This is a genomic window from Flavivirga amylovorans (assembly GCF_030540875.1).
Taxonomy (GTDB): domain Bacteria; phylum Bacteroidota; class Bacteroidia; order Flavobacteriales; family Flavobacteriaceae; genus Flavivirga; species Flavivirga amylovorans.
Genome location: NZ_JAUOEM010000001.1, coordinates 803,188 through 815,228 on the forward strand (window position 1 = coordinate 803,188; position 12,041 = coordinate 815,228).

14 protein-coding genes are annotated in these 12,041 nt (G+C 30.8%); 9 read left to right on the forward strand and 5 right to left on the reverse strand.

Features of this window, described 5'->3' with window-relative positions:
• Positions 1-71 precede the first annotated feature (71 nt).
• Entirely contained in the window at positions 72-2,276 is a 2,205-nt protein-coding gene (locus tag Q4Q39_RS03235; RefSeq protein ID WP_303280926.1) for a RecQ family ATP-dependent DNA helicase, read from the forward strand.
• A 177-nt stretch (positions 2,277-2,453) separates the two neighbouring features.
• Here the strand turns inward: Q4Q39_RS03235 and Q4Q39_RS03240 are convergent, their stop codons facing one another.
• The gene (locus Q4Q39_RS03240) at positions 2,454-2,690 is read right to left on the reverse strand and encodes a hypothetical protein (protein ID WP_303280927.1); all 237 of its coding nucleotides are present in this window, start codon (positions 2,688-2,690) and stop codon (positions 2,454-2,456) included.
• Positions 2,691-2,805: 115 nt separating this feature from the next.
• On the opposite strand from Q4Q39_RS03240, the gene Q4Q39_RS03245 reads away from it, so the two are divergent.
• From Q4Q39_RS03245 to Q4Q39_RS03260, 4 genes are all read left to right on the forward strand, one after another.
• A complete protein-coding gene (locus tag Q4Q39_RS03245) occupies positions 2,806-3,738 on the forward strand; it encodes a peptidylprolyl isomerase (protein ID WP_303280928.1) in 933 nt (310 codons plus the stop codon).
• Between the two features lie 169 nt (positions 3,739-3,907).
• The gene (locus Q4Q39_RS03250; protein WP_303280929.1) at positions 3,908-4,330 is read left to right on the forward strand and encodes a hypothetical protein; all 423 of its coding nucleotides are present in this window, start codon (positions 3,908-3,910) and stop codon (positions 4,328-4,330) included.
• Positions 4,331-4,350: 20 nt separating this feature from the next.
• The gene (locus Q4Q39_RS03255) at positions 4,351-4,896 is read left to right on the forward strand and encodes a YfiT family bacillithiol transferase (protein ID WP_303280930.1); all 546 of its coding nucleotides are present in this window, start codon (positions 4,351-4,353) and stop codon (positions 4,894-4,896) included.
• A gap of 8 nt (positions 4,897-4,904) precedes the next feature.
• Positions 4,905-5,393: a GNAT family N-acetyltransferase gene (locus Q4Q39_RS03260; RefSeq protein ID WP_303280931.1), complete on the forward strand. Its 489-nt coding sequence runs from the start codon at positions 4,905-4,907 to the stop codon at positions 5,391-5,393.
• Here Q4Q39_RS03260 and Q4Q39_RS03265 read toward each other — a convergent pair.
• On the reverse strand, positions 5,390-5,950 hold the full coding sequence (locus tag Q4Q39_RS03265) for a thioredoxin family protein (RefSeq protein WP_303280932.1): 561 nt from the start codon (positions 5,948-5,950) through the stop codon (positions 5,390-5,392). The two genes, Q4Q39_RS03260 and Q4Q39_RS03265, sit on opposite strands and share 4 nt — an antisense overlap.
• A 121-nt stretch (positions 5,951-6,071) precedes the next feature.
• Here Q4Q39_RS03265 and Q4Q39_RS03270 point away from each other — a divergent pair, with 121 nt between their 5' ends.
• Positions 6,072-6,407: a tRNA-binding protein gene (locus Q4Q39_RS03270; protein ID WP_303280933.1), complete on the forward strand. Its 336-nt coding sequence runs from the start codon at positions 6,072-6,074 to the stop codon at positions 6,405-6,407.
• A 111-nt stretch (positions 6,408-6,518) separates the two neighbouring features.
• On the opposite strand, the gene Q4Q39_RS03275 is transcribed toward Q4Q39_RS03270, so the two are convergent.
• Together Q4Q39_RS03275 and Q4Q39_RS03280 are read right to left on the reverse strand one after the other, a co-directional pair.
• Positions 6,519-6,917, reverse strand: a complete 399-nt coding sequence (locus Q4Q39_RS03275) for a PUR family DNA/RNA-binding protein (protein WP_303280934.1) — start codon at positions 6,915-6,917, stop codon at positions 6,519-6,521.
• Positions 6,918-7,085: 168 nt separating this feature from the next.
• Positions 7,086-8,843 carry an ABC transporter ATP-binding protein gene (locus Q4Q39_RS03280; RefSeq protein ID WP_303280935.1) on the reverse strand — a complete coding sequence of 586 codons (1,758 nt, stop codon included), beginning with the start codon at positions 8,841-8,843 and terminating at the stop codon, positions 7,086-7,088.
• A 239-nt stretch (positions 8,844-9,082) separates the two neighbouring features.
• Between Q4Q39_RS03280 and nusB the strand changes: the two genes are divergently transcribed.
• From nusB to yajC, 3 genes are all read left to right on the forward strand, one after another.
• Positions 9,083-9,994: a transcription antitermination factor NusB gene (nusB, locus tag Q4Q39_RS03285; protein ID WP_303280936.1), complete on the forward strand. Its 912-nt coding sequence runs from the start codon at positions 9,083-9,085 to the stop codon at positions 9,992-9,994.
• Between the two features lie 80 nt (positions 9,995-10,074).
• Positions 10,075-10,569, forward strand: a complete 495-nt coding sequence (locus tag Q4Q39_RS03290; RefSeq protein ID WP_303280937.1) for a DUF1573 domain-containing protein — start codon at positions 10,075-10,077, stop codon at positions 10,567-10,569.
• A 1-nt stretch (position 10,570) separates the two neighbouring features.
• Positions 10,571-10,867: a preprotein translocase subunit YajC gene (yajC, locus tag Q4Q39_RS03295; protein ID WP_303280938.1), complete on the forward strand. Its 297-nt coding sequence runs from the start codon at positions 10,571-10,573 to the stop codon at positions 10,865-10,867.
• Positions 10,868-10,975: 108 nt separating this feature from the next.
• Here the strand turns inward: yajC and Q4Q39_RS03300 are convergent, their stop codons facing one another.
• Complete coding sequence (locus tag Q4Q39_RS03300; RefSeq protein WP_303280939.1) at positions 10,976-11,914, reverse strand: hydrogen peroxide-inducible genes activator; 939 nt, start codon at positions 11,912-11,914, stop codon at positions 10,976-10,978.
• Between the last annotated feature and the right edge of the window lie 127 nt (positions 11,915-12,041).

Here is a 12,041-nt window from a genome sequence, read left to right on the forward strand (position 1 = left end):
CTATTAAATTAATCATTCAAATTTTAATGTTATAGTGTGTGATAATAAGTAAATAAATTTTTATACAGTTCATGTTATTAACCAAAAGTGATCTGCATTCTGCTCTTAAAAAATATTTTGGATTTAATCAATTCAAGGGCTTGCAGGAAGATGTAGTCGAAAGTATTTTATCAAAAAATCATACGTTTGTAATCATGCCAACTGGTGGTGGAAAGTCACTATGTTACCAGTTGCCTGCATTAATGCAAGAAGGAACTGCTATTGTGGTATCGCCATTAATAGCATTAATGAAAAATCAAGTAGATGCCATTCGTGGAATTTCTAATGAAGAGGGCGTAGCTCATGTGTTAAATTCTTCATTGAATAAAACTGAAGTTAGGCGTGTTAAAGAAGATATAGTTAATGGTGTTACTAAATTATTATATGTCGCACCAGAATCTTTAACCAAAGAGGAAAACGTTGAGTTTTTGCGGTCTGTAAAAATATCTTTTATGGCTATTGATGAGGCGCACTGTATTAGTGAATGGGGACACGATTTTAGACCAGAATATAGGAATTTACGACATATTATTGGTAGGATAGGAGATGGTATTCCCATTATTGGCTTGACGGCAACTGCCACCCCTAAAGTTCAAGAAGATATTATAAAGAATTTAGGTATTAATAATGCAAAAACATTTAAAGCTTCTTTTAACAGACCTAATTTATATTATGAGGTTAGACCAAAAACAAAGAATGTTGATGCAGATATTATTAGATTCGTAAAACAAAATGAGGGTAAATCCGGTATTGTATACTGTTTAAGTAGAAAACGAGTAGAAGAACTAGCTCAAGTACTTCAAGTAAATGGTATAAAAGCAGTACCGTACCATGCCGGATTAGATGCGAAATCAAGATCTAGTTATCAAGATAAATTCTTAATGGAAGATGTCGATGTGGTTGTTGCTACTATTGCTTTTGGTATGGGAATAGATAAACCAGATGTACGTTTTGTAATTCATCATGACATTCCTAAAAGTATAGAAAGTTATTATCAGGAAACCGGTAGAGCAGGACGTGATGGAGGTGAAGGACATTGTTTAGCCTATTATGCATATAAAGACATTGAAAAATTAGAAAAATTCATGTCTGGTAAGCCTGTTGCAGAACAAGAAATTGGACATGCATTATTGCAAGAGGTGGTTGCTTTTGCAGAAACATCAATCTCTAGGAGAAAATTTATTTTACATTATTTTGGAGAAGAGTTTGATAATGAGACTGGTGAAGGTGGCGATATGGATGATAATGTTAGGCACCCCAAAAAGAAACATGAAGCAAAAGAAGATGCTATAATATTATTAGAAACGATAGAGAAAACGAACGAAAAATATAAATCTAAAGATTTAGTAAACGTTATTGTTGGTAAAGAGAATGCTTTAATTAATTCTCATAAAACCAATGAGCAACCATTTTTTGGACAAGGTAAAGCTAAAGATAACAAATATTGGATGGCACTGTTAAGACAAGTGTTGGTAGCAGGATATCTTAAAAAAGATATTGAAACTTATGGGGTTATTAAATTAAGCGAAGTTGGTAGATCTTTTATAAAGAAACCAGTGTCGTTTATGATGACTGAAGATCACATCTTTGAAGGAGAACAAGAAGATGGAACTATTATTACAGCGACAAAAAGTGGTGGAGCGGTAGCAGATGAATTATTAATGGGAATGCTTAAAGATTTGCGTAAAAAGAATGCAAAAAAGTTAGGAGTACCACCATTTGTTATTTTTCAAGATCCTTCGCTTGAGGATATGGCTTTAAAATACCCAATAAACTTAGCAGAACTTGCAAATGTACATGGTGTTGGTGAAGGAAAAGCTAAAAAATATGGTAAAGATTTTGTAGAATTGATTTCAAAATATGTTGAGGAAAATGATATAGTACGTCCAGATGATTTAGTTGTAAAGTCTACAGGAACTAACTCTGCAAATAAGCTATACATCATTCAAAATATAGATAGAAAATTACCTTTGGATGATATCGCATCGTCAAAAGGGATGTCTATGGAAGATTTTATTAAAGAAATGGAAGTTATTGTTTATTCTGGTACTAAATTAAATATCAGTTATTGGATTGATGATATTTTAGATGAAGATCAGCAAGAAGAAATCCATGACTACTTTATGGAATCAGAATCTGATAATATTGATGGAGCTGTCGAGGAGTTTGATGGTGACTATGAAGATGAAGAGTTACGTTTATATCGTATTAAATTTATTAGCGAAGTAGCTAATTAAAAGACTTACCCATAACAGAAGATTCGAAGTATTGTTTGTTCCAATCTTTTTCACTTCGTTAAAAACCATATTTTGTAATGGATGTCCGATTTTATAATTTAAAAAATCATGTAACGCATAAATACGTTTCAACTCAGAAATGTTAGAGTTTTTTATGTATTTAGAAGGCGAATGTTTTTAGCAATTTTGCATATCCAACAGGAAGATCATCAGAAAGTGCAATAAAAACACATTATTTTTATCATTTAATTTTGCTGTCATAACTTTAATAGAAAATGACGTATCAAAATAATCAATCAAGGTTTGATTATCTTTAAAAAACGTACCAAAAGCCTCTCTAAAGGTAACTCTAGCCAATAAAGTTAAGGACGTAACATCTTGAATAGTAGCCCTTCTTACAACAATATGCTTCATGGAAATTATTTGAATATTCTCTGAATATATTGTTTTTTTGAGAAATACTTTATATGACAATCATCGTACTTCTCACTTTGTTTTCTATCTTTGCACTTTCTTAAAAATTAGAACAATGCAAGACGGTTTATACGCAAAATTTAATACAACAAAAGGAGAGATCCTTGTTGCTTTAGAATATCAAAAAACACCAGGAACAGTAGGTAATTTTGTTGCTTTGGCAGAAGGTAATCTTGAAAACAAAGTAAAACCTCAGGGGACACCTTATTATGATGGTTTAAAATTCCATAGAGTAATTCCAGATTTTATGATTCAAGGTGGGTGTCCACAAGGTTCAGGTTCTGGAAATCCAGGGTATCAATTTGATGATGAGTTTCATCCAGATTTAAAACATGACACACCTGGAGTTTTGTCTATGGCGAATGCTGGACCGGGTACTAACGGAAGTCAGTTTTTTATCACCCATGTTGAAACACCATGGTTAGATAATAATCATACCGTTTTTGGTAAAGTAACAGAAGGTCAAAATGTTGTTGACGCTATAGCTCAAGGGGATTCTATTGATAGCCTAGAAATAATTCGTGTAGGTAATGATGCTGAAGCTTATAATGCTATTGAGGCTTTTAGAACCTTTGAAGGCTCTAGAGAAAAAAGATTGGCAGAAGCAAAACAAGCAGCAGAAGCAGAATTAGATAAAATTGCAACGGGTTTTAAAAAAACAGAGAGTGGTTTACGATATCAAATAATTCAAGAAGGAAGCGGAGTAAATGCTGAGACAGGTAAAACAGTATCTGTTCATTATAAAGGACAATTGTCTGATGGCACTGTTTTCGATTCTTCATACAAACGTAACCAACCCATTGATTTTCCTTTAGGAGTAGGTCAAGTTATTCCAGGTTGGGATGAAGGTGTTAGCTTATTAAAAGTAGGAGATAAGGCACGTTTTGTAATACCTAGTCATTTAGGATATGGAAGTAGAGGTGCAGGAGGTGTGATACCACCAGACGCTACTCTTATTTTTGATGTTGAGTTGATGGATGTGAAATAATCTATATATAAGATATAGACTTTGAAAAAACACCTGCTTTGTAGGTGTTTTTTTATACAATAATTAGACTTTAATCTATGTAATTATTGATTTCAACTTATGGAGTATGTATTTATTTTGTTCATCGATTATTTTCATTTTTAAAGATTTATAAAGATATTTTTGCGCTATGGTTAGCGTTAAGGATACAAGTTTATATTCAGAAGTCATTAAGGAATTTAATTATTCCTTTGGTACTATGTTTGTCTTTAAAGAATACGTAGTTTCTGAAATTAATGAGGGTGTTGTCCTTAATTGGGAAGATCATGCAAAAATTTTCACTAATGATATAGCAAATTTTTTAGGAACTAAAGGCGTAAATACGATTCTTATTTCTAATAGAATTAACTCTTATTCTACTATTGCATCCGACTGGTTGAAATTTTTTAAAAATAGCTATAGCTTAAAAGCTTATCTAATTGTTTCAGATGAAAAAACGGCAAGGTTGGGTATCATGACTGAAAATTTATTTTTTAATAAAAAAATAAAAAAATTCAATTCGTTGTATGAAGCTGTCAATTATGTAAAGAGTGGTTTAATAGAAATTAAATAACAATTTATACATTTGTTCTTATGACAGAACAACAATTAGAAAAATTTAAATACCCGATAGGAAAGTTTGAATGCCCGACAAATGTTACTAAACAAGATATTGAAAGTTGGATTTCCATATTAGAACATTTTCCAAATCGCTTAGAAAACCTTGTTAAAGACTTAACAGATGATCAATTAGACACAGTCTATAGACCTGGTGGGTGGACTGTAAGACAGGTAATACATCATGTGTCTGATAGCCATCACCATGCTTATACCAGATTTAAATGGGCATTAACAGAAGATAAACCACTTATAAAAGCTTATTTCGAAGAACGCTGGGCAGAACTCATAGATTCTAAAACAGCTCCAATAGATATGTCTATACATCACATAAAAGCAGTTCATTTTAAACTTGTTTATTTATTGAAGACACTATCTCAAGAAGATTTAAATGCCAGTTTTTTGCATCCGGAAACAAACTCTGAAGTGTTATTAAGCTATAACATCGGGAATTATGCCTGGCATAGTAGTCATCATTATGCACATATAGAGCATGTGTTGAAACGTAACAATTGGATTTGAAATAAGCAATGATTAGGTCTTTTAATGTAAGTGATACGAAGGAACTTTTAGATATTTACAATTATTATGTGTTAAATTCTATAGTTACTTTTGATGACGAAGCTTTGTCTTTAGAGGCTTTTGAAGATAAAATTACGCGTATTAATGCTGATTATCCATTCATTGTTTTTGAAGATGAAGAGAATAATGAGATTTTAGGATATGCATATGGAAGCAAATGGCGCCCTAAGCCTGCTTATAAACATACAGTAGAATCTACAGTATATGTAAAGCACGGTGTGTTAGGAAAACAAATAGGAACTAAATTATATAGAGAGCTATTATCTCAATTAAAAGAACAAAACTATCATATTGTCCTTGGAGGTTTAACATTACCAAATGATGCAAGTGTTAAGTTGCATGAGAAATTTGGCTTTAATCAAGTGGCGCATTTTAAAGAGGTGGGGTTAAAATTTGGAAAGTGGCTTGATGTTGGCTTTTGGCAGTTACGCTTTTAATTACTTTTCCATTTAATATTGCAGCCAATACTTGGTTTTTGTAGGGTCGTATTATCTTTATTTTCGATTAGGCAATTTAAAGCATGCCTTAAATCTTTACCAGTAACGGGTATCCCATTTCCTGGGCGAGAGTCATCCAATTGTCCTCTGTACGTTAATTTAAGATCAGCGTTGAAAATATAAAAATCGGGAGTACATGCTGCGTCATAGGCCTTTGCGATATCTTGTGTTTCATCATATAAATATGAAAACGGATAGTTTTCATTTTTTGCATGAATAGCCATATTTTTTGGACTGTCTTGAGGGTAGTTAATAACATCGTTACTGGAAATAGCAATAAAGCTAATACCCTTTTTGGAGTATGAATTTGCAATGGAAACCATTTCTTGGTTTACATGAATAACAAAAGGGCAATGATTGCAAATAAACATAATTACAGTAGCTTGACTTCCTTTTAATTGATTAAGTGATACATTATTTCCAGATACAGTATCAAATAGATTAAAATCTGGAGCTTGAGTTCCTAAAGGAAGCATGTTAGAAGGAGTTCTGGCCATGATAATTTATGTTTTCTCAAAGTTCGTTATTTTTTTCTATTTGATACATCTAAAGAAAAATATTATTCCAATTTGTTAGTAACCATTTTAAAGTTCATTTGGTAATTTGTATTTTTAAAAAATGAATGATACCATAACTTTTGAAGATTTTACTAAAGTAGACTTACGAGTAGGAACCATTATTGAAGTTAATGATTTTCCTGAAGCAAGAAACCCTGCATACCAACTTACTATAGATTTTGGAGATTTAGGAATTAAAAAATCGTCTGCACAAATCACGACGCTTTATAAAAAAGAAGATTTACAACAAAGGCAGATAGTGGCCGTTGTAAATTTCCCTAAAAAACAAATCGCTAAATTTATGAGTGAATGTTTAGTATTAGGTGCCGTTAATGGTAAAGACGTGATGCTCTTGCACCCAGAAAATAAAGTGAAAAATGGAACGCAGGTTGCTTAATTAGCTTATTATGTTATTCAAAAGGAGGAAAAACAGCAGAATCATTTAAAAATCAAACATAAAAAAACCGCTTCAAGTTGAAACGGTTTTTATAATAAAACAGTTGTTTAATTATATATCATCAAAATCTACATCAGTAAAACTTTCAGCAGGTTTGTGTGTATCGCCATCATCTGTAGAAGTTTCTTCTGTTTTTTCAACTTCATAACTCTTTTTAAAGTCTTTTTGATGACGTTCGCTAATCACTTCATCACCTTTCTTTTCTATAATATAATCAGTCATTTCAGCTAATATATCTTTGAATTCAGAAAAGTCTTCTTTGTAAATATATATTTTGTGTTTTTTGTAATGAAACGAACCATCATCGTTTGTGAATTTCTTACTTTCAGTAATAGTCAAGTAATAATCGTCCGCTTTAGTAGCTCTTACGTCAAAGAAGTAGGTACGTCTTCCTGCTCTTAATACTTTCGAAAAAATCTCTTCTCTCTCCATCATATCATTATTATTCATAGTGTATAGAAATTTATTTTAATTATCGTTAAATTGGTTATCAAAAATCTAAAAAAAAGAGATACTAACCAACAAATAATGAAGTTTCTTTTTTAAATATTGTCTTTTATTGCATTAAATTAAAAAATAATAACGCCTTATTTTGATTGGATATTAGTAAGTTTAATGTTAGTTTGAAGTCGTTTCGCTCAATTGTTTTAAGTAGAGATGTTTATAGTAACCATCTATATTTATAAGCGTTTCATGCGTGCCTTCTTGCACAATTTTACCATCATCTAGTACAATGATTTTATCTGCATTTTTAGCAGATGAAACTCTATGACTTACAATGATTGTTGTTTTTCCTTTCGAAATTTTATTAAGATTCTTTAGTATTTTTTCTTCAGTCTCTGTATCAACAGCAGACAGACAGTCATCGAAAAGTAATATTTTTGGTGATTTTATAATAGCTCTCGCAATAGATACACGCTGCTTTTGTCCGCCAGAAAGTGTAATGCCTCGTTCGCCCAATACAGTATCATAACCATTATTAAATTTGATAATATTTTTATGTACCTGCGCATTTTTTGCAGCTTCAATAACATCATCTTCGGTAGCATCTTCTTTTCCGAACTTAATATTATTCCTTATAGAATCGGAGAATAAGAAGGCGTCCTGTGGTACATAACCAATATGATCTCTTAAATTATTTAAATTAAGGTCTTTAATTTTTGTGTCATTTATAATAATATCCCCGTCATTTATATCATAAAGCCTACCTATTAAATCTAAAATTGTAGATTTTCCAGCCCCTGTTTTACCTATAATAGCTAGTGTCTCTCCTGATTTAATATCAAAGCTAATGTCTTTTAATGCTTGAATATTAGTATCATCATAAGTAAAAGAAACATTATTAAAACGAATATCACCAGTAATCTCTGTATTTGTGTTTACGGTGTTTTTAATTTCTGGCTCGATTTTTAAAAACTCATTAATTCGTTTTTGTGATGCAGCAGCTTGTTGTACTATAGAAGTAACCCAACCTACAGTTGCCACTGGCCATGTAAGCATATTTACATAAATAATAAATTCTGCAATAATTCCTATACTTTCAATTTCACCATTAATATATTGCATGCCTCCAATATAAATTACAAGTAAGTTACTTGTACCAATAAGTAAAATCATCATTGGAAAAAACCAAGCTTGTACTTTTGCTAAACTGATTTGTTTTTCTCTACTTTCAAAAGTAAGCGACTTAAAATTTGTCGATGTTTGTGGCTCTATACCATAGGCTTTAATCACAGAAATACCACTAAAAGACTCTTGAGTGAACGTTGAAAGTTTAGATAAATACTCTTGAACTATGGTGCTACGCTTGTGTATTTCTTTACTTAACTTATATATTATAACAGAAAGAATTGGTAATGGTAAAACGGTATATAGCGTTAATTTAGGAGACGCATTAATCATATAGATAATAACAACAACAAACAAAGCAAACGTATTGATACTATACATGATGGCAGGTCCTGCATACATACGTACCCTACCTACATCTTCGGTAATACGGTTCATTAAATCTCCCGTTCTATTGTTTTTATAAAAATTTAAAGAGAGTTTTTGATATTGATCATAAATCTCATTCTTTAAATCGAATTCAATATAACGTGATACATTAATAATGGTTTGGCGCATGAAAAAAGTAAGGATACCGCCTATTATAGCTGCTCCAATAATATAAAGAATGGCTTCTAATAGCTCTGCTTTAAAAACGTCTTCGGTAATCACTCCTTTTAAAGCTTTTTCAACCACAACAAAAATCTGTTTTACATAGCGTGGCGTGAAGAGTAGAAAAATTCTAGCTACAACAGTAATTACCATACCTATTAAAAGGTGGGCTTTATATTTTAAGAAGTATTTATTTAAATGTTGTAATTCTTTCATTTACCTTGTAGTAATCGGACAGCAAATATAATGTATTAATGATAATAAAATGGATGTATTAGCAATGGGTAATTGTTAAATATAGTTTAAAATATTATTCGAATAATTAAAAGAAAATATGAAGTTACTTCTCAAAATAGTATTATTTTTGCAGCGGAAAAACAGTGAAACACTGCTATATTTTTTAATTTAAGTTCTTTGTAATTATGCTAAATAGAAGACATATTCGGGTAAAAGTAATGCAAACTCTTTATGCCTTTAAGGGAGGAGAAAGTGACGATTTTACTAAAGATCAAAAATTCTTACTGTTTAGTATAGATAATATGTACAACTTGTACCTCTTATTGATCTCGTTATTGCTTGAAGTCCAAAAAAGAGCAGAAGACGATTTACAAAAAAAGCGAAAAAAGCATTTAGCTACTAAGGAAGACAAAGATCCTAATAAGAAATTTGTTAATAATCAATTGCTTAAACTTTTAGGTGATAGCTTAAGATTAAAAGACCAGTTAGATGCTCATAAAATAACCAATTGGGAATTAGATGGAGAGTATGTAGATGTTATTTTTAAAGCAATTACTAAAAGTGATCTGTATAAAGATTATATGGAAACTAGAGTGTCTGACTTTAAAGAGGATAAAGGTTTTATTGTTGATGTGTTTAAAGATATTATTGCTCCTAACGATAAACTTTATGAGTATTTAGAAGATAAAAACTTAACTTGGTTAGATGATTTGCCAACGGTAAATACGACCATTTTAAAGCTATTAAGAAAAGTTAAAGTAACTTCTACAGAAAATCATTTTACGCCTAAATTATATAAGGATTCTGAAGATCAGAAATTTGCAGTTGATTTATTCAAAAAAACACTTTTAAATAAATCTGTAATTAATAAAGAAATAGAAGCTAAAACCAAAAATTGGGACTCAGACCGTATTGCTAATGTAGATTACGTATTACTACAAATGGCTATTAGTGAGTTACATCATTTTCCATCTATACCAGTTAAAGTAACTATTAACGAATATTTAGAAATTGCTAAGGAATATTCTACACCAAAAAGTAGCATATTTATAAATGGTATTTTAGATAAATTGGTTAAAGAATACGATGCAGATGGTAAACTAAACAAGATAGGTAGAGGGTTACTATAATTCTGTTAAGAAGTTAATAAAAGTTTTTAATAGATTAAATAATTACTATTTTTACGTCGCAAATGACAAAAAATTTAACAATGAAAAAAATAATATTAGGATTAAGCGCATTGTGCTTAATTGCATTTACTTCTTGTAAAGAAAATGCTGCTAAGAAAATTGATGAAAAAAATGTAGCGGAAGCTGCGGTAAGAGATGCAAGTGCATCTAAATTTCCTATAATTGAGTTTGAAGAAAAAGAACATGATTTTGGGGAAATTGAAGCTAAAACTAAAGTATCAACAGTTTTTAAGTACAAAAATGCAGGAGATGCTCCTTTGGTTATTACTGATATTAAGAGTACCTGCGGATGTACAGTACCTCAAGATTGGAGTAGAGAACCTTTGCAACCAGGAGAGTCAGGTCAATTTTCTGTTCAATTTAATGGAAGCGGATCTAACAAGGTTTCTAAAACAATAACAGTTACAGCAAATACAGAAAAAGGATCGGAAACAGTAAAAATTACTGCTTTTGTAAAACCAGATCCGAATGCAGCAGCTAAAAAGCCTGTAACACCAACAATTCAAGCGAAATAAAATGGGAGAAGGAATAGGGCAATTTATGCCATTTATATTAATGTTTGTAGTCGTATATTTCTTTATGATTGCACCACAAATGAAACGTGCAAAAAAAGAAAAGAAATTTGCAGCCGAATTAAAAAAAGGAGATAAAATAATTACAAAAAGTGGTTTACACGGTAAAGTCTTAGAGCTAAACGATAAAGATGGTAGCTGCGTTATAGAAACCATGTCTGGTAAAGTTAAGTATGAGCGTTCTGCTATTTCTATGGAAATGAGTATGAAACTAAATGCACCAGTACAAGCAAAAAAATAAAATACTTTACTTTATAGTAGTATTGAGTATATAAAAAGAAAGAGCTTCCAAATTTGGAAGCTCTTTTTAGTTTATCTAAAAACTGTTAATCTATTTCGTACTAATCCATTATTTAGGTAAAGGACTAATAATTTTTACATTTTGAAAAGCAATAGCTCCTCTAATAACTCCAGATATAACGTCTTGTAAAGCTTCAATAATCTGCATTTTCAATTCACTTTTATGATAAATAAGGCTCACTTCTCTGGCAGGAGAGGGTTCATTAAAATGATGTAGATTTTCTTTTTCTTTTTCGTTAATATCTATAGTATGTAAATAAGGTAAGAGTGTCATTCCTAATCCTTCATTTGAAAGCTTTATAAGTGTTTCTATACTACCACTTTCTAGTTGAAATTGATCATCCGTTTGATTTTTAAATGCTTTACAAAGGTTAATAACTCCATCCCTAAAGCAATGCCCATCTTCAAGTAAGAGCATATCATCAATATCCAATTCAGAGACATCTATTTTTTTGTGATTATAGAGTCTATGATTTTTAGGAATATAACCTACAAATGGCTCAAAATAAAGAACACGTTCTTTTATGTTTTCATCTTCTAAGGGTGTGGCAGCTATAGCAGCATCTAAATGGCCGTCGTTAATTCTCGAAATGATTTCTTCTGTTGTTAACTCTTCAATTTTTAGTTTAACTTTTGGATGTTTTTTTATGAAATTATTTAAGAACATAGGAAGTAATGTTGGCATGATGGTTGGGATAATACCAAGTTTAAACTCGCCTCCAATAAAACCTTTCTGTTGATCTACAATATCTTGAATTCTATAAGATTCATTTACAATATTTCTTGCCTGAGTTACAATTTTTTTACCAACATCGGTTAGCTCAATTGGTTTTTTAGTACGATCGAAAATCAACACATCTAATTGGTCTTCAAGCTTTTGAATTTGCATGCTTAATGTAGGTTGCGTAACAAAGCATTTTTCTGCTGCTTTAGTAAAATTTTGATTTTCGGCAACAGCTAAAACATAATATAATTGGGTAATAGTCATAGATAATCAATTTAGGCTATAAAAATATAAAAACTATCAATAAAATTTATAGAAACAACTGTTAATTATAAATTAAATTTGTCGCGGATATAAAAAATAGGTGTAAATATGACACTAAATATCTAGG